Origin of the sequence: Parabacteroides merdae ATCC 43184 (assembly GCF_025151215.1) — a bacterium.
In the GTDB taxonomy this organism is placed as follows: domain Bacteria; phylum Bacteroidota; class Bacteroidia; order Bacteroidales; family Tannerellaceae; genus Parabacteroides; species Parabacteroides merdae.
This window is the reverse complement of sequence record NZ_CP102286.1, coordinates 1068005-1090591: the sequence shown is the minus strand read 5'-3', so window position 1 is coordinate 1090591 and position 22587 is coordinate 1068005. Positions and strand designations below refer to the sequence as shown.

The 22587-nt window shown below is 40.1% G+C and carries 18 protein-coding genes and 2 pseudogenes; all 20 read right to left on the bottom strand.

The features are described 5' to 3' along the window. Window positions 1–9: 9 nt before the first annotated feature. Window positions 10–1326 (bottom strand): O-antigen ligase family protein, encoded by a 1317-nt coding sequence (locus tag NQ542_RS04325; protein ID WP_005639509.1) that lies wholly within the window; start codon window positions 1324–1326, stop codon window positions 10–12. 2 nt (window positions 1327–1328) lie between these two features. Further along, entirely contained in the window at window positions 1329–2447 is a 1119-nt protein-coding gene (locus NQ542_RS04320) for a glycosyltransferase family 4 protein (protein WP_005649408.1), read from the bottom strand. A gap of 12 nt (window positions 2448–2459) precedes the next feature. Beyond that, a pseudogene (locus NQ542_RS17905) lies at window positions 2460–3397 on the bottom strand (acyltransferase family protein). A gap of 37 nt (window positions 3398–3434) precedes the next feature. Further along, window positions 3435–4397 (bottom strand): glycosyltransferase, encoded by a 963-nt coding sequence (locus NQ542_RS04315; protein ID WP_005639501.1) that lies wholly within the window; start codon window positions 4395–4397, stop codon window positions 3435–3437. After that, the gene (locus NQ542_RS04310) at window positions 4394–5494 is read right to left on the bottom strand and encodes an ATP-grasp domain-containing protein (RefSeq protein WP_005639499.1); all 1101 of its coding nucleotides are present in this window, start codon (window positions 5492–5494) and stop codon (window positions 4394–4396) included. Before NQ542_RS04310 ends, NQ542_RS04315 begins: the two co-directional genes overlap by 4 nt. After that, window positions 5491–6207: a PIG-L deacetylase family protein gene (locus tag NQ542_RS04305; RefSeq protein WP_005639497.1), complete on the bottom strand. Its 717-nt coding sequence runs from the start codon at window positions 6205–6207 to the stop codon at window positions 5491–5493. Before NQ542_RS04305 ends, NQ542_RS04310 begins: the two co-directional genes overlap by 4 nt. After that, a complete protein-coding gene (locus tag NQ542_RS04300) occupies window positions 6204–7001 on the bottom strand; it encodes an acyltransferase family protein (protein ID WP_005639495.1) in 798 nt (265 codons plus the stop codon). The genes NQ542_RS04305 and NQ542_RS04300 overlap by 4 nt, the downstream gene beginning before the upstream one ends. A 103-nt stretch (window positions 7002–7104) precedes the next feature. Continuing rightward, on the bottom strand, window positions 7105–8328 hold the full coding sequence (locus NQ542_RS04295) for a glycosyltransferase (RefSeq protein WP_005639492.1): 1224 nt from the start codon (window positions 8326–8328) through the stop codon (window positions 7105–7107). Between the two features lie 6 nt (window positions 8329–8334). Beyond that, entirely contained in the window at window positions 8335–9480 is a 1146-nt protein-coding gene (gene wecB, locus NQ542_RS04290) for a non-hydrolyzing UDP-N-acetylglucosamine 2-epimerase (RefSeq protein WP_005639490.1), read from the bottom strand. Beyond that, window positions 9477–10712, bottom strand: coding sequence for a polysaccharide pyruvyl transferase family protein (locus NQ542_RS04285; RefSeq protein WP_005639488.1), 1236 nt, complete (start codon window positions 10710–10712; stop codon window positions 9477–9479). The genes wecB and NQ542_RS04285 overlap by 4 nt, the downstream gene beginning before the upstream one ends. Further along, window positions 10709–11632 carry a nitroreductase family protein gene (locus NQ542_RS04280; protein WP_005639486.1) on the bottom strand — a complete coding sequence of 308 codons (924 nt, stop codon included), beginning with the start codon at window positions 11630–11632 and terminating at the stop codon, window positions 10709–10711. Before NQ542_RS04280 ends, NQ542_RS04285 begins: the two co-directional genes overlap by 4 nt. Further along, on the bottom strand, window positions 11617–13185 hold the full coding sequence (locus NQ542_RS04275; protein ID WP_005639484.1) for a lipopolysaccharide biosynthesis protein: 1569 nt from the start codon (window positions 13183–13185) through the stop codon (window positions 11617–11619). Before NQ542_RS04275 ends, NQ542_RS04280 begins: the two co-directional genes overlap by 16 nt. Before the next feature lie 156 nt (window positions 13186–13341). Continuing rightward, window positions 13342–14055, bottom strand: coding sequence for a tyrosine-protein phosphatase (locus tag NQ542_RS04270; RefSeq protein ID WP_005649411.1), 714 nt, complete (start codon window positions 14053–14055; stop codon window positions 13342–13344). A gap of 17 nt (window positions 14056–14072) precedes the next feature. Next, window positions 14073–16475: a GumC family protein gene (locus NQ542_RS04265; RefSeq protein WP_005639480.1), complete on the bottom strand. Its 2403-nt coding sequence runs from the start codon at window positions 16473–16475 to the stop codon at window positions 14073–14075. 8 nt (window positions 16476–16483) lie between these two features. Then, on the bottom strand, window positions 16484–17281 hold the full coding sequence (locus NQ542_RS04260) for a polysaccharide biosynthesis/export family protein (protein WP_005639478.1): 798 nt from the start codon (window positions 17279–17281) through the stop codon (window positions 16484–16486). 11 nt (window positions 17282–17292) lie between these two features. Further along, window positions 17293–18438, bottom strand: coding sequence for an MraY family glycosyltransferase (locus NQ542_RS04255; RefSeq protein ID WP_005639476.1), 1146 nt, complete (start codon window positions 18436–18438; stop codon window positions 17293–17295). Between the two features lie 10 nt (window positions 18439–18448). Further along, complete coding sequence (locus NQ542_RS04250) at window positions 18449–18985, bottom strand: UpxY family transcription antiterminator (RefSeq protein WP_005639473.1); 537 nt, start codon at window positions 18983–18985, stop codon at window positions 18449–18451. A gap of 463 nt (window positions 18986–19448) precedes the next feature. Beyond that, on the bottom strand, window positions 19449–20657 hold the full coding sequence (locus NQ542_RS04245; RefSeq protein WP_005639469.1) for a tyrosine-type recombinase/integrase: 1209 nt from the start codon (window positions 20655–20657) through the stop codon (window positions 19449–19451). A 373-nt stretch (window positions 20658–21030) separates the two neighbouring features. Then, a pseudogene (locus NQ542_RS17985) lies at window positions 21031–21198 on the bottom strand (PRTRC system ThiF family protein); the annotation flags it as partial. A 238-nt stretch (window positions 21199–21436) separates the two neighbouring features. Further along, a complete protein-coding gene (locus NQ542_RS04240) occupies window positions 21437–22507 on the bottom strand; it encodes a site-specific integrase (protein WP_005639464.1) in 1071 nt (356 codons plus the stop codon). Window positions 22508–22587 lie beyond the last annotated feature (80 nt).

The following is a 22587-nucleotide window of genomic DNA, read 5'->3' as shown; positions in this document are numbered from 1 at the left end:
TTCAACATATTATGGAATTATTTCTTCTTCAAATTCTCCGTTTTCAGTCAAGTCAATTGTCTTAAGGAATATGCCGAACAGCATAAACGGCAGTACATAGCCTTGTTGGGCGTATGTGATGACATTGTCAAATCCCATGCAAAAGAAACAGGCGGCAAAGGCTCCTACGGTTGTGCCGCCCAAGAGTGTCAACATCTTATTGTTCCTATACCTCCATGTGATGGCCAGCACTTTAAACAACATGAATACGGCAAACAAAATATAGAGACACAAACCAATATTGCCTGATTCCGACATCATCTGCACCCAATCAGAATGAATAAGAACCAATCCTCCCTTACTGTTTATGTCCTTCAGCCATCCCAACGCACCACCACAACCACTACCGAACGTGGGATTTGGATTGTAGCAGTGATTCATTATCCTTTTCCACATGTATTCGCGTCCGCTAGTTTCGATTTTAGCCTTGCCTACATTACTGATTGTAACGGTTTCAGCCTGTTTGCCAAACATTTTATCTTTTACGGGTTTGACAAAGAATACGGAGCCAACAAAGAGTGCTATCAAAAGCATCACGGCTGGAACAGCCCGTCCTTTTTTATAGGCTAAAAACAGAAGTGAAAGACCAAGAATGGATGCGCCGATACCTGTTCGCACACTCTCCAATATCGATGATAAAAACAACAGACCTGCTGCATATAAAAATTTCCTTTCAGACGTAAAAATATACAGCATTACGGGAATACCTATCAGTATTGCATAAAAGTCTGCCAAAGAAGCGTATGCAACGAATGTTCCTCCGGTTCCAAAACAAAGAAACCCATAAAGTGGACTAATCAACTTAGCAGATACTCCACCTATCAGAAATGAATAGATTACACAGATTAGTACTGTACGCTTCAAGAACACCCACAAGTCAAGCTCCTCCTTTACGGCATTATACCCCACCCAGAAATAGAGTATTGGTAGGCAAAATTTGACAATCATCATCCAGCCTTGAAAGATATAGTGAGAATAGGTAAGCGTATATAGATTCCATAATATGAAAATCAGGTATATCGTCATCACACCATCCCATTTCTTGACCCATCGGCGTGACATCAACAACATGAAGAATATCCATATAGCATATTTCACCAGTGATAGTGGTCCTAAAAACACCATTGCCGTCATTACACTGAATATCATAAACGACAAATTGTTGTTGCATTCATAATATTCGCCAACCTTAAACGGATGTTTTATGATCATTGTGCCACCGGAAGCATACTTATAGGCATAGTACAGAAGTATGACCGTGATTATTGCGTTAATGACAATAGCCATAATTACAATTTCGAATACAAGTTATTGATTAATTCAGAATAATGTGCAAATGAAAATCTTGCTACATGACCGATGGCATTCTGTTTCATGGTCATAAGCAATTCCCTGTCATTTACAAGCCGTATGGCTTTTTCTGCAAGCGAATCCGATGATTCCGGTTCATGCAACAAACCTACCTTACCATCACTTACCACTTCCGGTAATCCTCCGGTATTTGCCGCAACCACTACACATCCCCGTGCCATTCCTTCTATTGCAGTCAGTCCGAATCCTTCGCTGCGCGAAGGCATCAACAGTATGTCTATGCTGTCATAATACGCTTGCAAAGCCTCCTGTGGTTGTACGCCTGCAAACTTAACGACTTCATTCAATCCGGCATCATTCTTCTGTTGCTCCATTAGTGGACATAGCGAGCCATCACCCACTACCAACAAGCGCGTATTTGGATTCATGGCATGAATTTTTGCAAAAGCAGGCACTACCAAGTCCATTCCCTTGATAGGCTCCAGGCGGCTTACAACTCCTATGGTTATCACTTTGCCGATTCGTTGTTCTTTATTGGCTATGGAAATATAAGGTGGCAAGTTATTGTAAATGGTAAAATGATTGCCATGTCGGGTTAACTTCATTTCAGCTTTATACATTTGCGAATTTCCGAAGAACGAATTCTCTGCTCGTTCTGTAATACATTGAAATGCTGTAAGTATATATCGCGAAACGAAGTGTAATAATCGCAAAGAAAGATAGATGTCGGCAGCCGTATGAGCCGTCGCTACTATGCGCTTGATGCCTAACAGACGTAATATGATAATAGGGATGGCGCCCGGTGCCATGTACTGCACATGTACCACATCGGGTTTTACTTCCCTCAATACACGGTGCAATCCCTTATACAGGAGAATAACCGTGTTTGTTATCCCCACAGGTCTTTTCCCATCAGGACTCAATAAGCATACGTTGCTTCCAGCTTGCTTATAACGTTCCACCATGTTTGTAGAATGTTCAAAATAGCAGACTGTTGTCACTTTATGCTCTGCGGTGATAAGGGCCTTCACCAAATTGAGTGTCTGAATTTCTGTTCCTCCTGTCATCAGGCAAGGGATACATACTAATACATTCATTTATTTAGCAAATTATTTATATAATTTTCTCCCAACAGCCAGCAGCCGCAGCGAGTCTTTTTTAGAAGCACTGTAAGAACAAAACTTATCAGAAAATTTACAATTATCAAGCTTCCTGCCAAAAGGATAGGAAACATGTTCTACTAACTTATTTAAATGAAAGAGTCTGATTGACGTAGAAGAAAGCATAAATATCAACACCCAGAAATGGAAGATGTAAATGCCCATTGAAGAATTCCCAACAACATATATAAAAGCCGCGTTGACTTTTAATCCTTGTTTGTTATTCCAACGTTTCTTTACCAAGCAGAATAGAATACAAATGAGCAAACAAGTTGCTATTGCATGGATTATTGAACCTTCTCTATATTTTAGAGCAGGGGTGAAAACAAATATTCCGATGGCTATAATCAAGCAGATTATACAAGTAATATTCTTGCTTATAAAAGTCTCTAAACTATTATAAGAGTGCATCAATGCACCAACTACAAAATAAAAATACCACTTAACAAAATCTTGTAATCCAAATAAGTTTGGCAAATGAATTGCTATAAGTATTAAAGAAATTGGGAGTAATAATAAAGAATTTGGATGGGAATAATCAATACACATTGAAAACATGAAACACCAAAATAATGCTGTAAGAAACCATAAATGATAAAATCCCCCTCCGAACAGTTCACCCACATCAAAGAAACCAGTGCTAAACATTATCAAGCATGAAAAAACGAGATAAGGGATCAGCAACCTTTTTATTTTTTTAACAAAAACATTAAAACATCTTTTCTCTGTGGTTTCCGATAACAATATCCTGCAAGGAACATAAACATTGCTACTGAAATTTGAACCAATATTGCACTACCATAGAGTATAGCAGATTTATCTAAGAATGAATCACGAAAAAGATCATCCAACCTACCAAATATATGAAAACTTATGACACATATCATACATGTCATACGAAGGACATCAATATAAGTCTGACGTTCACGAATCATATTTTTTCAAGAGTCTTAATAATTTTGCAAAAATCAGAGGATATTTAAGAACAAACAGCTGATACAAGCTATAAGGAAATTTACCTACTTTTGTTGGATATTTCCGTATGTAATTTAGGAATACATTTACATCCCCTCTTTCGCTTTGTACCGACATCTTGATACCTGAAATATATTGCCTCGTTGAATTCTCTAAAAAATAATTCTTAAGTCGTTCTGAGCTTATTTGAGCCGAATAATCAAGATATGAATTTACAATCATAGCTATACTTTTTATCTTGTGTTGATTGACAGGCGAGTTCATTATTGAACCATTTCTTTGGATATAATCATAACAACTGAACTTGATCAACCCGGCAATTCGCATGCAATGAGCAATTGCCCATGGAATAAGTTGAGTATCCTCGTATGATATTCCAGGATAAAACTCAAAATTATTGTTGTGCCAAAACTGACGCTTAAATATATAGCACCATGCTCCGACAACAAAAAAGCCACTATCTAATAAAAAACTTTCTCCATCATAAACTTTTGACACGTCCGCTTCTGAATCGAATTTGTAAGGAAATATCTCCCTAAACGGAACTGAAGGAGCAACGACCAAAGCATCCAAATCATCTCTTTCCATAATCTCTAAACATTTTCCGAGACAATTGGAAGAAATGCAATCATCAGAATCAATAAACCATACATATTTACCTCGTGCTAATTTGAAACCATTATTACGGGCAACTGACAATCCTTGATTCTTCTGCGTAACAATTCTTATATTTTCGTAAACACCTGACAACCTCTCAATTGTAGAATAAGTAGAATCAGTACTTCCATCATTTACGATAATGATTTCATAGCTATCTCGTGGTAAATCCTGATTCTCGCAACTATGTACACATGCTTCAATGTACTTTTCCACGTTGTAAGCTGGAGCTATAAGACTAATAATAGGGTTCATATATGTTTCATTATTTTATTCACATAATAATATATAGTAGGCATTAAATCGTGACGATTGAAATTCAATTGGCATTTTGTTTTCCTGAAATCATAAAACCAATATTTACGCGATAAGGTACCATCCTTGACATGACAATAGTCTGTTGATAAATCCATCATGTATGTGTTGTTAACTGTCATAGGAACAGTTTGGCTGTTGAACAGCATTGCAGGAAGATTCACACCACTCGCGGTAGCGGCATAGGCAAGACCATCATGACGGAAATTGACTTCCATAAAATAATTTTTTGCATTCTTATGTAATAATTCCACACTGAATGGTCCATGATACCCTACATGTTGCATTAATTTTAATATCGAATGAACATCTACATTCAAGTTTTCTACCGATTGGAATACTCCAAAAGAGCATGGGCTATAGATTGTAGGATAATGGCGAATTTTCCGAATTCCTCCAGGAATATATACGCCATTAACGGTACTGACACCGATGAGGTTTATTTCGTATTCTTTTTCAATAAACTTTTGGATAATGAATTGGTTGCAAGTAGATGTTGCAGAAAGTGCTTTATTGACATCTTTTTGGCAGTAGCAAATATGTATATCAGATTTTTCTCCTGTATTGCTATTGGCCGGCTTCATTAATATTGGGTATGAAACAGTAGGGAAATCTTCGTTGCGATTATAGATGATTGATTGTGGTATTGTTAAGCCGCAATTTTCGGCTAAACGGCATTGTTCATCTTTATTCAGTAGGTTTCCTAAATGTCTTCCTTTCATTGGAGTTATATACAGGGAACAAAGGGTTGTTTCATACTCATCTATATATTGGGTTGCAATGTCATTCGTACAAATGATTGTCTGTTGTTTGGTCTTGTCCGCAATACGAAGCAACGTAGGCAAGCAATCATCAATAGTTTCCATTTGGAAAATCTGTGATTTTTTCAAATATCTACTTTTTGAAACAAACAGACGATCGTCACCCACAAGCAACAAAACGATATCTACTTTCGCTTCTCCAAGACTCCGAATTAAACCAAGCGTATTGTTAAATGAATCACCTATAACAATTGCTTGTTGCTGCAATCTACTCATTTTAAACTAAAATAAAGTTCTCTATTCCATTTATTCGCCTTTACAAACACTTTCGGCAACACTCCGCTCCACGGTTTGCCGCATGGTGCCAAAGGGCGTATATAAGCATCCATAGCATCAAGCTTAATCCGATGTTCGGCAGGAGTCATACACAATTGTGCTGCATTTTTCCAATCCAAATCACGCCACACATTATAGTACCATACCCATACACAGTACATCCAAAGTTTAGCAGAGTGGGGGGCTATCTGTTTTACTATTTCAGCAGTTTGAATATGGTCACTCCAACCTTCTCCCCAATGAGGTACTAAAATTGTATCGGGTTGCAATTCATCAATCAACGCTTTCAATCTGTCTGTTTCCGTATTATTCATGGAAATGCCTCCATCGGGATAATTCAACTCGTGAATATTCTCAATCGGCAATCCTACAATGGCAGCAGCATTACGGGTCAGTCGGCGACGTGCTGCAACTATATCACCTGATGAAGTATCACAACAACCGTGATGAGAGCCTTCTCCTCCTGTCATGATTACAACATGAGGTGCTTTATTCTCTTTTACAAGGTGGGCTATCAATCCCCCACATCCTATTATTTCGTCATCGGGGTGAGGAGCAACAATCAATATATGCCTATCCGGTAGAAACTTTCGCGCTTTACACGCCATTATCCTTAACCATACACAATGTGCATAACGGAGCAAATTTTTCATCCTATAAGAAATTTACCAAAACGAGTTTTAAGTAAAAGCCATGTCAGTCCCCATGAAATGATGAATGCCATCAATGAAAATATTAGAGGGAATAAGGTGGTATGCTCAATAGCCCAATAATCTAATGGAAATAATATATTTGCCATACTCCACAAAGCCAATATTCCTCCTAATGTTGCAATTGTTCCCATCAGGTTGTTGTTTCCATATTCCCATGGAACAAAATAGCTAATAATCACATAAATGCTAATTCCACAGACAATTACGAACTTTTGGCTAAATCCTTTAGTAATTAAATGTTCATGACTACAGAACCATGTTCCGAAAGCGAACCAGCAAATCCATAGGTGAACGTTATGCACACCTATTATCATCGGAACAACTTTTCCTACCAGTGAAATAGCAAACAGCACTAAAAGGGTTAAAATAGCAACCCATGCTCTGTTGTTCATTATAAACGGATGTATCAAATATGTAACAATAAAACACCAAAATAACATAGGGAGAAACCACAAATGCCAGTAAGTCCAGCGGTAAAACGGTTCCCACGACAAGCTGTTCGTTGTTAACATAAAAAATATGGTAAAGACAAAGAATGGTATCATCAGACGAACAAACTTGTCTTTTATAACTTTAACTAACGACAACGGCTTACGTTTTAATTGTCTTCCAAAAAGGAAACCGCTTATAAAGACAAACATCGGCATTGCCAAGTTAATAAGTCCATATTGATTAATCAATTCATATTGTTGACGATATAATTCTGCTACATCAGTCGGAAAAATGGTTGGCATACATCATTCCATACCCATGGAAAAATACCACCACTACAATGCACAATATGCGCAATAAGGCAATATCGCATCTGTATCCTTTGCAATTGACAAGCATTTCTTGTTAAATTAAAGTTTTGTATAGTTTAACTACTGCCTCAGGAGAGACTTTTTCATATAGTTTTTTGGAGGCACAATCGGCAAGTACGCCTTTTTCCCATCTTGCAATTATTTTATTTAAGGAGGAAACAATGGAATCAACGCTCTGATTATCGGCTAAAAATTCACCTTCTTGATTTAGTAGCATATCTACTGCAAATCCATTAGCTGGGGAAATCGCCAAAATCGGTAACCCGGTTTGCAGATAATCTGTGAATTTACTTGCAAAGAAAATACCTTTTTCCAATCTGGCTTCGAGAAGTACTAAGATGTCATAAGTTTGCATTTTAGATAATGCTTCCATATATGAAAAACTACCGATACATTTTACGTAATCCTGAAGACTGTATTTCTTTATTAATTGTGATGTATAATCATTGATATGGCCCATTATGTGAAACTCCAAACTAGTAAAACCACTATCAATAACGTAACGTAAAGCCTGAAAAGTAGTCTCTGGATTACGTTCCACTGAAAGATTGCCGGAATGGAGCAACTTTAACTTGCAATCATTAGTTCTTTGAACTGATAGAGGCCAAAAATTCTGGCACAAGCCAATATGTGGTATTGCTATAGTCTTTTGTTTTTTCAAAAATGGGAAGAATGTTACAAAATGCTGCCTAAGGCTATCTGACGGAAACGTATTAATATCAGCAGATTTAAGTAACCGGGCCGTCTCTATCATTTTCCGTTTCTGCTCTTTGGCTGTATAATCATGTTTATATAATCCAGGCCATATTGGTGCGGCGGGGTCATTCCAGTTGGCAATCCATTTAATCCCTGTTTTCTTTTTTAACTTTTCGCCAATGAAATGTGCTGTATCATTAGGAGATCGGGTTAAAATCGCATCATATTGATTGGTTGATATGAGTTCAACTGCTTTTTCATAAGCGCGTCGCATCCAGCGTACACCGGGCACAAAACTTCCTCCCATTATTAAACCTGAATAAACGACATCCGCAAATTGTTGGATTCTATTCCCCGATTCATAAGTGATAGTATGAGCCGTCGGTTTAAGCATGTTCCATGGTTCCGTCCAATCAGTTCCGTATGAAGGACCTTCATCGATACGTGAAATAACATCCACTTCAATCCCTGCTTGCAGCAAGGCCATTACTAATTTTCCATTACACAAATTTTCTGAGAAGAGATAAGGCGGATACCCTGTAGCAATCATCAATAGTCTCATCGTATATTATCTTAAGGCATTTACTATCCGGGCACATGCTTTTCCATCTCCGTAAGGATTGATTGCATGGCTCATTTCTTTATAATATTCCGAATTATCGATAAGTGCAGACACTTCATGAACAATTTTGTCATAGTCGGTACCGACAAGTTTTACAGTTCCTGCTTCCAAAGCTTCAGGGCGTTCTGTAGTATCGCGCATCACAAGCACCGGCTTTCCGAGTCCGGGCGCTTCTTCTTGAATGCCTCCCGAATCGGTAAGCACAATATAAGCCTTACTCATTAAATGGACAAACTCCAAGTATTGCAATGGCTCAATAAAAAAAAAATTGGATCGAGTGAGATTTTCTCCAAATACCTCATGGATAGGCTTGCGCACATTGGGATTAAGATGCATGGGATATACAAAATCCACTTCAGGATATTTTTCAGAAAGATCTTTCATGGCTGTTACCATGCGAATAAAGCCATCACCAAAGTTTTCGCGCCGGTGCCCGGTGATAAGTACAAGTTTCTTGCCTTGGTCAAGTCGCGTAATATTGTAGCCAGCCGTGGCAAGAATTTGCTCTTGCTTCGAGGAAAGAGCCGCATCATTTCTGAGTTTGTCAACGACCATTTGCAAAGCATCAATGACTGTATTACCTGTAACATAGATTTGCCCTTGGGCACTTTCGACTATCAGGTTCTTCTCTGACAAAGGTGTGGGCGCAAAGTTATAAGTGGCTATTCGTCCTGTAATCTGTCGATTCATTTCCTCTGGCCATGGGCTATGGATATTGTGTGTGCGAAGCCCTGCCTCTACATGACCTACGGGTATCTGCATATAGAATGAAGCCAAGGCTGCTGCCGTGGAGGTGGTTGTATCGCCATGTACCAGAACCACATCCGGACAACATTCTTTGAGTACGTCTCGCATTCCTGTAAGCACACGAGCCGTAACATCATACAGATCCTGTCCCTGTCTCATGATGTTGAGATCGTAGTCAGGCTTTATATCAAAGATAGTAAGCACTTGGTCAAGCATCTCTCTGTGCTGACCTGTAACACATACTATAGTCTTAAATTGCTCTGTGTACTTTTGAAATTCCTTAACCAGTGGACACATCTTAATGGCTTCAGGGCGTGTGCCAAAAACCAACATTATTGTTTTCATCGTGATAATATATTTATTGCAGTCATTAAATCCGAACTAATTTTTTTTGCTTTTTCTTGAGAACGATTGAATTCCAATTGACTTATTTCATCCAAATTGGTATTTAGTCTATCAAGTACTTGTATTAAAGCTTGAATTGAAAGTTGTTTGTCATCAATCGCATTTAATGCCATATCAAATTGCTGAAGGAACTTGATTGTCTTGGGATGATATGCCAATGCTATTAATGGAGTTCCGGTAGCAAGGGCAAATATGGTACTGTGTGTTTTATGCCCAAGGAATATCTTGCATTTGGATACTTCCTCTAAATGCTCCAGTGTTTCCATATCATCTTCGTATATGAAACATTTATCTGCCCGAAGCACTTTGGCGATTATTTCAGCAATGAAACCACGGTCATCAGGAGCAGAGCCTTTTATCTCCATTGGGAAAAAGCGTATCGAATAACCTTTATCTATTACGTAATTACAAAAATCTGCGATTGTTTGCTGATAATGCTTTCGTTCTTCAACGGTTCGGGATTGCGTACAATAAATAGCAATTCCAACCGCATTGTCTCTTTGCTCTATCGGAAGATACTGTATATGGTTTGCCAATGTCAGTACACTTTCGTAGGTCGGTATAACTTCTGCTTCCTCTTTACCCAAAAATGTGTGGATTTCCTTGACAGATTTTTCTTCCCTAGGCATTAATATACTGTTAGATAATAGACGTTGAGTAAGTAACCTATTTTTGGGATTATGAAAATCGAATGGTCCGAAAGATTGGGAGAAGCATATTATTCTCCTATATGATGAAGCCACCATTGCATCAAAGTTAATGCTTGAGACTAAATCGCGTGACAACATTGTAGTAAAATGATGTCCTCCCACGCTTATTACTACACTTGATTGTTTTAATGCTTTTTTAAATTCAGGATTAGCCAAAAAACGAGCAAGAGATACATTTCTCATAAAAGATTCACGGAGAAGCGTAAACGTGTATTTTTTGAATCTATTCAGAAATCTCCAATAGAATTTATATTTCTTCACTCTATCATAATCCCACCCCCATGGTACAAACCTGATACCTTCAGACGAATAGTATTTGTACCCGTTCCATAACTCCGGGTCTGATGTTGAAACAGTTATTTCTACATCGCGATATATTGATTTAAGAATACGGCACATTGCATAAAGTACAGCCCTATCCCCCTTATTCCCGGAATATTGATTTATTAACAAGATTCTCATATATTTTTCCTTTCTGGAGTTTGGTTAACAATATCCGCATACCCCATTACTGCACAGATTATAATCTGATGATGAACAGGAATATGAAGCAGTTCTCTTATTTTTCGTTCTTCATTCTTATCCTTTTGTGCCCATGAAAGTATTGTTGCAGACAGCCCTAATGTAGTTGCCCCCAACATTATATTTTGAACCCCAAGACAAGTATCTACTGATGGCAAAAAGATTTCACTAGGCCACACATATCCCCTTATATTTGCTGTAAATACCCAAAAAGAGGGAATAAATTCACTAAATCCAGTTCCTCCTTTACAATATTTGAGACATTCCTTTGATAATTCAGGATTATTGGTCGCATAAATTTCAATGGGCTGTTTATTACAACTACTGGAAGCCCAGTTTGCCAAATTCTTTAATTTTATTACGTCTTCATCAGAAATTTTCTTTAAGGAAAATGAACGATTGGAACGACGTGCCATTACCAATTTTTCCAATTGCTCAAAGGAAACATTTATTGTTGGCTTCTCACCTCGTAAGGGAATGAAATTATCCTCTACCTGAAGATGTTCGTATGCTATAATTTTGCTTCTAGCCCATGTGAGAGTAGAATCGGTTGCATACTCTGTCTTTTCCAATCTTTCAATAAGACTTTTAAGTATAGAATAATATTTTTTACTGTGACCAGGCGAGGCATCAACCCTATGCAATCCTTTATCTATAATATGTGCATATTTTCGCATCAATAGAATAGCCTTGTCATCTGTATCTTCTAAAGACAAGTCAAAATTTGTTTCTGCATCAGCTATAATATCTTTATAATACGCCGGCACAATAATTGCTCCATTGGCAATAAGTTTATAAAGTTTACGCGGTAACAATGCTCGCATATATCTTCCGCACAATTTTCTTAATCTATTGAACATCCTCTATTTTTTATAAATCTATTTATGAATTTTCTCATTCCAGAATTGAAGCTATACATTAATGACAGCAATATTGTAGCATAGCTAATAATACTTAGTAATGCATATAACATCCATGATAAATAATTTTCTGATGGATTTATTGACAACAAGGGTATTATAAACTTGATGATCAAAATAGCAGGAAACATGACACATAGAAGCATTATAAACAATCCTTTCCAGTATTTCCACACAGGTTCACGAAATCCTTGGGAAAATAGAAAATATGGTTTCCAAATACCCACTATTAATACCTGACTTGTAAGTCCTCCTAACAATATACCGGGCAATCCCCATTTTGCGCCACACGCTATAGCGACACTTAAATTTATCACAATCTCTGCAAGTGGTGCCCAAATATCAGAAAACATTCCATATCCGAATAGGAACTGCATTACTCCACCTCGTGTGTAACTAATGAACACATTCAAAACGACAAGATATAGCACAATCTCAGGAAGGATATATTCATGTCCTAACCAAATGGATATAAATGGTTCAAGCAATATGAAAATGGAAAATGAAAATACACCTCCAACAAAGTATCTCATATTCAGCAATTCCCAAAATAACTGCAATATTTTAGTTCGGTTGCCTTCGGCAATCAAATTTCCGATGCTTGCTTGAGAACTTTCAAGGAAAGAATTTACAAATTGTGCCAGTTTATCGGTAATGATTGTATAATTTCCATAAAATGCAACAATCTGAAGATTTACGAAAGAATATATAAGGAACGGGGCTGTCTGATACTGTACAAAATAGCTTATTTTCTGTACGAACAGCTGTTTCGTATATTTCATCACCTCCGGATATTTCTTGAACAAAGCCTTTCCTAACCGCACTTCTGTCCGTAACCACGGATAAGTCTGGTTGATTTTCCAATTAAGAATAAATGAATAGATGATGCCGAAAAGAAGCTCTATCAATACCCACAGATAGAAGCTGTGCGTATAATAGGCAAGAGACATCTGGATAAGGGTCTTGATGATATTTGCTGACTGGAAATATGCTGTGACTACATAATTGCGTTGGTCGGCTCCAAGCAGGTTTTGCCGGTAATTGATAAAATAACCGATGAGCGAGGAGACGAGAAAGGAGAAATAGGCAAAGTAAATAAGCGATATATCAAACCCCGTAGTACTATCGGGGAATATCAGTGGCAGAAAACAGGCAAGCACACATCCGGCACTCAATATCATGATGCCTATGCACCGATAGAGATAGCCCATAACGGAAATAATCTCATTTATCTTCTCTTGGTTCCGTTCAAACAAGGGCTTGTAGAGCACGTATCCTATAGCAGAACCGATACCTAACTCGGCAAGGTTGAGAAAACCGAGCAAGTTCTGGAGCGTACCTGTCAAACCTACGAAATCTGCTCCGAGGCAGTCAAGAAATATCTTGCGCGAAAAGAAACTTAATGCAAGTGTCAAGAAATAGAATACAAGGTTGACACGGGCATTGAGCAACGTCTTTTTTACACGTGACTCTGTGGTGGTTTTATTTTCCATGACGTATGTAATTGGAAATCAAAATATAGTTTTGACAATTTGTCGGAGGAAACACGACTGCCGAAATAAAATGGAATTTACGGCATTGTCGTCAAGTTTAATTTATGGTTTGTCGAGTATCGCGATCTTGAACCGGTTGTCTGATTCGTCTTTTGATTACCATAAATCGGCTTTGAACACCTGTTCGTGGCCGGTTTGTGGTAATTTTTGTTTGCACAGGACGGCTTCTAAAACGGCAAGACCGTGCGTGTCACTGCCAGCCAAGTCATAGAAGCCGTTCTTCAACAGCCATTCGGCTTTCTTTTTGACTTCCGTTCCATAGCCGCCAACAATGCTGGACAAATTGAGTTGGAACATCACGTTCATCTCCTTCAATTGCCGGTAATCGCCAGCATCCATATACACATATCGTTCCGGATGTGCCAGGACGGGGACATAGCCTTTTGACTTGATGCGGAGCAGGATGTTGTTCAACCCCATCGGTGGGTTAAAATAAGAGGTTTCCACCAACAGATGTTTCCCTTCATTTCCCAAAGGAAGCAGGTCGTTCTTAGCGAGCCGCTCTTCAAACAGGTTGTCGAGCATGTTTTCCGCAGCAAGATGAAGTATGATATTCCCTTGATAGGCGGCATTCAGTTCCATAAACCGTTCTTTCAAATCCTCCGTACGGTTCGGTATGTCTTCCATGATGTGGGGCGTGAGCCAAACCTCGCTGATACCCAACTCCTCATAAAGGGAGAGAACTTGCAGGGATTCCTGCATCGTCTGCACACCGTCATCCACACCGGGAAGCAGGTGGCAGTGCCAGTCGGTAAATCCCCGGAAGATGTCGCTATCCTTCAAACTTACCTGTTTTCTAAAGGGCCACATCTTGTATCCTTTTTTCTTCACTCTTCATTTTTTCCGTATCCTGCATAGCCATACTTGTACCCATACTTATAGCCATATTTATAGCCGTACCGCCCACTGCCACCATCCGTTCCATTGAGAATAACGGACATGTTCTTGTATGTCTTATCGGCATAGAATTTCTCTATCTCCGGCAACATGCTGCGGTCAAGCAATCCGGCACGTACAATGAATAGGGTCATGTCCACCAGCTTATTGATGATGGCGGCATCTGCCACAATTTCAACCGGCGGGCAGTCGATGAAAATATAATCATATTCCGCACGGAGGTCGGTTATCAGTTGTTCCAGGCGTTCGGAAAAGAGCAATTCTGTCGGATTTGGAGGAACTGTGCCAACCGGAATAAGATCTATCTTGGCATCTCCTGATGGTTTGACAATCACATCCTTGATGTCTTTCACATCTCCTGCCAAATAGTCGGAAATGCCCTTCTTTGGTCTGCCTGCGTATTGGCTCAAAGAAGCTTTGCGCAGGTCAAGGTCTATCGCTATAATCCGTTTACCCTTGATGCCTAAACTGGTAGCGAGGTTAAAGGAGATAAAGGTTTTTCCGCTGCCCGGATTGGCGGAAGTAATCATGATGACGTGGGATTCGCTTCCCTTGTTTTGCATGAATTCCAAGTTGGTGCGTACTACGCGGAACGCCTCGTTGATGACATTGCGACTTTTCTCCTTAACCACTACCGCACATTCCTTTTCCTGTGTCTGCCGGGAGAATTTCTTTTTCTTACGAAAATCAAGTGGTATTTCGCCCACGAACGGAATAGTAAGGTTCTCCAAATCTTTGCGCCCGCGAACCACCGTATTCATGTTTTCTTTCATAAAGATGATAACCACAGGTATCAGCATTCCCAGGGCGAATGCCACCAGCAGGATATTCTTCTTGACCGGAGCGGTAGGTATCATGCTACCGCCGGGCTTGGTGATAATGCGGGTATTGTAAGCCGTAAACGCCTGTGAAAGTTCATTCTCTTCACGTTTCTGCAACAAATACAGGTAAAGTGACTCCTTCACCTTTTGTTGACGTTCCACACTAAGCAAGTATTTGGACTGCTTCGGGTTGGAGGCGATCTGCGAGGTTGCCTTGCCTCCAATAGCCTCCAAACTTCTGATTTGCGCACGCAAAGCCACCATTTGGTTGTCGATAGAAGAAATCAATGCATTTCGCATAGCATCCAACGATTTGTCCATTTCCCGAACCAAGGGGTTCTTGGTACTACTATGTGCCACCAAGCTGTTTCGTTCCAATAACTTAGTATTATATTCATTCAGCTGTGTGGAAAGGCTTGCATTTTCAATACCGGAATTGGCAGGGAGCAACTGGTATTTGTTAGTTTCATTGGTCAAATAATTCCTGATATACCGGGCCATATATGCCTGGTTGTTCAATTCACGAATTGCGGTATTGGCCTCATTGGCTTGAGTCATATACATACTTGCCGCCGCCTGTACATCCGGCAGCAAATGCTCACTCTTGAAGGAGGATATATCATCATCCACATTGCCGAGTTCTCCTTCAATTACCCCTAAACGTTCATTGATAAACATGGAGGTACTGACCGCTATCTGATTCTTGTCCCTTACCCAGTTCTCGTTGTAAACGGCTATAAGGGTGTTAAGTACATCTTCCGCCCGTTGGGTAGACACATCTTGGAAAGACAGCGTGATGATATTAGACTTCTCATCGTTCTGGGATATCGTCAAGTTGGCAGAACAACCTGCTGATGCCGCAGCCAAAGACTGGCGGGTTACATAAATGGTACTTTCCATTTTACCTGAATAAGTTACCGACGGAACGACGACAACAGGTCCTAAGGGGCTTTGGATGCTGTCGTTCAAATTGCCTTTCACGATATCGGCATTTTCTATTTCTGTTCCATTCCGTGTAAAAGAGGATAATTCCACTGAACCGTCTTTTGCCAGATGAAGTTCGAAAGTGGCGGATTCATTCTCTGAAAGATTAGGAATCGACACCTGGACAGGAAGTTGATTTCCGTATACCGTCTGTTTATGGAAACGTCCGTCTGTCTGGTAATTCATTTCCAAATGCAATCGCGACACTACTTCACGCATGATATCGGGAGATTGCAAAGTTCCTATCTCGTTATAAACGTTGGTGTTGGTCTTGAACAACCCCAAATCGGAAAAAGATTCCATATCCGCAGAAGAAGATTTCCCTTTGGAATCGTCTTTAATCAAAATAGAGGCAGTCCTGACATATACCGATGGGGTTCTCAACAGATAAAAGGTTGCAACCCCTAAACATAAAACCAACGAAATGACAAACCAGTGCCATTTGTTCAGGCAGAGATAAAACAAATCCTGTATGGTAATGAAATCCTGTGTATTTTGTACAGTTGATTTATTCTGAATAGTAGTCATTTCTCTTTTTATTTAACGATAAGTACAGCAATAGAGGTCAATAAAGATGCCAGGGAAATCCAGAAAGAGGTACTACGCACATTGTTCCCGTTTACGGTAGACTGACGGGCTTTGGTAGCATTAGGCTCCACATATACCACATCATTCTGTTGCAGATAATAAGCAGGCGAAGTATAAAGATGCTCGGCAGAGCAAAGATTGACTCCATAAACCCGTTGTTTTCCTTCTTCTTGACGCAACACTAATACCTTTTCCCGCTTTCCGTAGATAGTGAGGTCTCCCGCCTGGCTTAAGGCATCCAGGATTGTAAGGTTATCCTTGTCGATACTAAAACGGCCGGGGTTGTTCACTTCACCCATTACAGCTATGCTGAGATTCATATATTCTACCGTAACAACAGGGTCTTTAATCAAATCATGCGACTGTAGCTCTTTTTTTATATAGGTAGCCACCTCTTCACGGGTCATACCGGCTATATGGATTTCTCCCAAAACGGGAAAGTCAATGTTCCCTTTGGAATCTACCGTATAACCGGACACACCACGATTAGAACCGGAAGAGCCCTCCATGCCGATCTGTGGCGAAACAATCGGCAAGTTAAACAGGTTGGTCAGGCGCAAATCCTGGCTGTTGACTAAAATAGACAATTTGTCTTTCGGTTGAATCTTAATCTCTACCGGAGCAGTAAGCGCCAATTCGCTTTCGCCCGGACGTAAATCTTGAAAATAAGCGACTTCTTTTGAAGTTGAGCAAGCTCCTAAAAACAGGAGTAATATTGCCCCAATTAAATTTTTGCAAAAATTCATGTTGATATAAACTATAGTTTCGAATGAGCTATATGGATTCTACGGGTTAACCATAGATTACCCAAGGTCCATATAAAGATGTTCAGTATTAAAAGCAAGGTTACATTTATATAACGTGAAAGCAGAATATTGCACAGTGTAAAACAGACAGATACCAGTACAATGATAATCATAGCTGTACGCTGTCTTATGCCAACAGCAAGCATTTTGTGATGGATATGGTTCTTATCTGGCAAAAAGGGATTCTTTCCGTTTCGCACACGGTGCAAATAAACCCGTACCACATCAAAACAGGGAATGATAAGCGGTGAATAGGCTAAAAAGAAAGCATTAGGCTGTTGCATAGAGGGATTTACCGGAACCCCGTCAAGCAGTTTCAGACTTAAAATGCAAGTCATCATACCAATCGTCAAGCTGCCGGTATCACCCATGAATATTTTGTTCTTTTTGGCAGGATCTCCAAATACGTTATAATAGAAAAAGGGGACGAGCACTCCAAGTGTCGCAAAAGCGAGCAGGGCATAAATGTATTCGCCTATTCTTAAAAACACCAATCCATAAAAAAGCATAGCCACTCCACACAATCCGGAAGCCAATCCGTCTATCCCATCTATCAGATTGATGGCATTGATAATAAATACCACGGCGAATAAGGTAATGGGGTATCCAATCCATTCAGGAAGAGCGTGAATAAACAGCAAACCGTGCAGGTTATTGATCCACAGCCCGCCTGCAATGACCAGTAATCCGCAAATAATCTGTATGGCGAACTTGGCACGGTAACGGATACCAATCAGGTCATCAGCCATCCCAACCAGATAAAGCATCATAATGGTACAGAAGCCGAATGCCAACGGGCGGCTTTCACTGCCGATATTACCAAGAAGCTGACCGTACCCCAACAACATATTGAGTCCCAAAGCAAGTGCCACCGAGAAAAAGACAACCGGTTTGAAGGCTATCCCTCCTAAACGGGGTACTACCCCCTGATGGATCTTCCGTTCATCAGGCACATCAAACAGACGCTTACGAAATGATATCAACAAGATTTGTGGAATCAAGACGCCGGCACAAAATACGCTCAAGGCGAATACAAACAAGGAATTGACAACCCAAAAGGCCCTAGGATTGTCAATTACATTTAAAATAACAGTCATAAATATCGTATCAGACAAATTGAATATATTCAGGAAGAACCTCCACACCAACAGCGAGATAACCCTTTAATTCGACAAGCAAGCGTTTTATCTTGCTGCCTCGTATTTTAAGCAAACAGCCCTCATATCCATTGAGAGAGCCTCCTATAATCTGAATTTTGCGCCCGCACATCTGAGGGGTTATTTCTTCCGGCAAATAATATTGGGGTGAATCGGAACTGCTGACGGCTTGTATGAATCTGTCCATTTCCAAATCAGACACAGTCATAGGCTCCCGGAACGTATTCCTCAACCAACGGTATTGAAGCGTTTTGGTTCTTTCCACAATGGAGTCCAAATGCTGACGGGAATCATAAACAAAGAGCAAATCTTGAATGACCGGAACTTTCTCACGCACCTTTTTGCCCTTTTGCAAAATGATTTGCCACTTCAAGGGGACAAATACCTTTACTCCTGCTTCTTGCAGTTGTTTGTATGCCGGCTTTTTAGCATTACACCGTTTTAAATCACGCATAACATACCATTGTGCGTATTCAGTATTTCCCATTGATATACTTTAGTTCAAGCAAATATCACCAATCCTGCACGATCATTCTATTTATTAATAATCAAGCAGTTACAAAACACTTTCCAAAAGTAGGAATCTTTTATTCCTTTAATCATTCCTTGCATCGCTATTCTAAAAGGCAAGTGTTCACTTATACTAAAACATACTACTCTTCTTAAGAGAAGTACATCTATATAATGAACTTGAAAGAGTAGCGATAGTCACTTTATCTTCTTAAGAGAAGTACATCTTTTAGTTATAAAGCGATAATAACTTGATAAACAAAGTCATGTTAGAGGATATATGGGGATGATTGTTTTTCATTTTACGCATTATGTTGAAGATTCTTAAAAATAAGTAGTAAAAAAAGTTCACTTTATGCCTTGATTTTTAGATTTTTTTCGTACTTTTGCAAACGAAATATACTTCTCTTAAGAAGATATGTACCTTTTTCGGTATTTATTTATATAGACATCAAAATGAGACTATTCGCCTTGTCTACAATAGACGTGTCTAAAGAGGCAAGATAAATTCGGGTGGTTTGCTCCGAATCATGTCCCAGTGCCTCACTGATAACAGGCAAAGAAACATTTTTACTTTGAGCGATGCTGGCCCAAGCATGGCGCGCAACATAGGTGGTAAGTGGAATACCTAAACCTATTTGTTTGCCAATGTATTTCAGATTTCTGTTGATACGGTGCGCTTCATTTTGGTATTGATGCCATTCGTCCACACCATTGTTCTGAATAATTGGTAGCAGGTAGGAAGTTTCAGAGGTATTGTATTTATCAATAAGTTCCTGCATGGGCTTTTCCCATTTGATAAACAATTGCTGACCGGTTTTTTTTCTCCGATAGGTCAGGATTCCATTCTGGAGGTCTTTCTTTTTCAGGAATGCCATATCCACAAAGGACATTCCACGTGTATAAAAACTGAACATAAAGATGTCCCTGGCAAAAATGAGAGACTTCTTATTAAGATCCAAATCCCGTATTCTTCGAATCACGCTGAGGGAAACCGCCCGTTTCTTTGTTTTGTCTATGCCGGTATAGACATGCTTGAAGGGATTTCGTTGAACAACAAGCCCTTCACTCACGGCCCGGTTATAAATGGCCCTGAGGTTACGCATATAATACGAACTGGTATTCGGACAGACACCGGTTCCTTTGAGCCAGCTTTCATAGGTTATCATCTGATTGGAATCCAGTTCATCCAATGGGATATCGCCCCGGTGTCCCCGAAACCGCTCAAAGCTGTTCAAGGCATTCTGATAGGTGCCGGCTGTGCGTACCTTACCTATCTGCCTCAATTCTACCAGCAGTTCTTTTCCATATAAAAGGAAAGTGCAATTCCCTTCAGGAACAGTGTAAAGTTCTATTATACGGTCCACAGTGAAAGGGCTGTCTTCCTGATTCAATCGGTTGATGCATTTCTTTATTCGGAAAAGGTCTTTATCAATTTGATTTTTTAATGCGGCAAGATAGCTTTTTCGGCCTTCTCCACTTCCTGCCGAGACATTGATTTCACCGGAAGCAGAAATCCACTCACTTGGAAACAGTTTGTAACCGGTGCGGATATGCCGTACTTTACAATGATGAATTATTTGATAATGAACCGATCCCTCTTTAAGGATAACGGATGAAGGAGTGAATTTTACTTTTACACTAGTCATAAATAATCAATTATTAGTTTAACATATGGAATAAAAACCGGAAGCAATTCAAAAAGCTTCCAGCTGTTATGTATATCTCCTGCTAAACTATTCTTGATTGATAAAAGATGCTTTAATTATTTTTATCCCATGAAGACATTACTTTAGTAACATAATAAAAGACCTTGTTCTGTATATTAAGCGAAAACTTGAAACGGAGTGTCAGGGTTAATACCAAAGAATATCTTACCACGCAGAAAATAAAATGTTCGAAATGGAAAGACCATTGCCTGAACTCTTTCCTTCCGAGCAAAAGAAGTGTTTTCTAGTTTTCAAAGAACACTAGACTGCCCCTTAATAAATAACTAAAGAAAAAATTGCATAACAGATCTGTCTATATGATTATCGGATTCACCTTCATGATTTTCAGATTAAGGTACAGCTCGTTATGCTTGATCATACCGTTTCGGAACATTTTCTACAAAATGTTGTAGACGAGTAGTGCCAGTGTGGAGTTGATGAACAGGTCCTGTTTTTCCAATGCTTCGGCCAGCGAACGTTCTGAAGCAGAATTAGAATAATTAAGCAGAGATAATAAACTGAGGGCTACAAGGGTTATATAGGTTAGTTATCGAAATTATGGTAAGAAAAAATAGCTAATAAATAAAAAGGCACTATCTTTGTAGAGAAATAGGGTGTTCTTTTAACTAAATGCAAAATAAGGCAAATATATGTAGTTCGCTCGTTTCTAAATCGTTACCTGACCAAGAGGAATAAACATGTAATTATCTGTATTTCAATTAGAAAAGAAAATTTAAATATCTTGCTGTGTGGTAGACAAGGTCCTGGCTGAGCCCCACCATTAGGCGCAGGGATTTCATGTTTGCCCTGAGCGTGTGGTAGTCCTGCGGCGGGAAGAGGGTGGTGCGGGTATCGTCACGGTACTTCTCGATCAACGCGAGTGCTTCCGGCAGCAGCTTGACGCGTCCGAGGTAGTCGGTCTTCTTTCGCCGGTATTTCAGCCAGAGGCTGCCCTCGTCATCCGTGAAGAGGTTCTCCCGGGTGATGCTTACCGCATCGGCATAGGCGGTGCCGGTGTAACAGGCAAAGAGGAAGAGGTCTCGGGTGATGACATGTGACCTGCGTTTTTCCGGTATCTCCAGATCACGCAGCTTCTCGAAATTCTCACGGCTGAGTGCTTTCAGTGTTGTCTCCTTCTGCTTGGGCAGCTTGAAGTGGCAGAAATGGTATTTCTCCGAGTGCCCCTCCTTGTAGGCGATCCGGCAGATCTTTTTCAGGATGGACAGGTAATGGCGCACCGTCTCCATCGCCAGTCTCTTCTTTTCCAGGCAGAAATCCTGATAGTCACGAATGAACTGCTCGTTGAGCTGTCCGAAGGCGAGGTCCGAGACCTTGAATTCCGTTTTGATGAATTCGGCAAGGGTGCGCCGGGTGTACACGTAGGTCGACATTGTCGTCGGCGCACGGTCCACGCCGACACGGGTCTTCATCTCCTCGTTGTGCCGGTCGAGAAGTTTGAGCAGGGTCATCTGCATGCCCGCGTTACCCTGGAACATGTCCCTGACCGCGGCGGCATCGAAATCCTTTTTCCTTTCCATGAGGGAATTGAAGGCCGAGTGTACGGCAAGCAGCAGCCTCTCTATCTTTTCATTGGTCTCCACCGCTTCCCGGCTCTTGCCATTCAATCGGCTCTCACGCGCGTTCCATAGCCCGGGGGTACAGGAGAGCTTGCAGCTGAACTGCGCCATCGTGCGGTTGAGGGTGATCCGTCCCATGACCGGGGCCTTGCCGGTCTTGTCCGGCTCGCTCTTTTTCAGGTAGAGCAGCACCTTGAATTTTTCCACTTTCATAACGCTCTTTTTAGGTTGTAAAAATACTCCTTTGAAAAGCGTCCTTTGGCATGCAAAACATTGATAAACAGTGAATACAA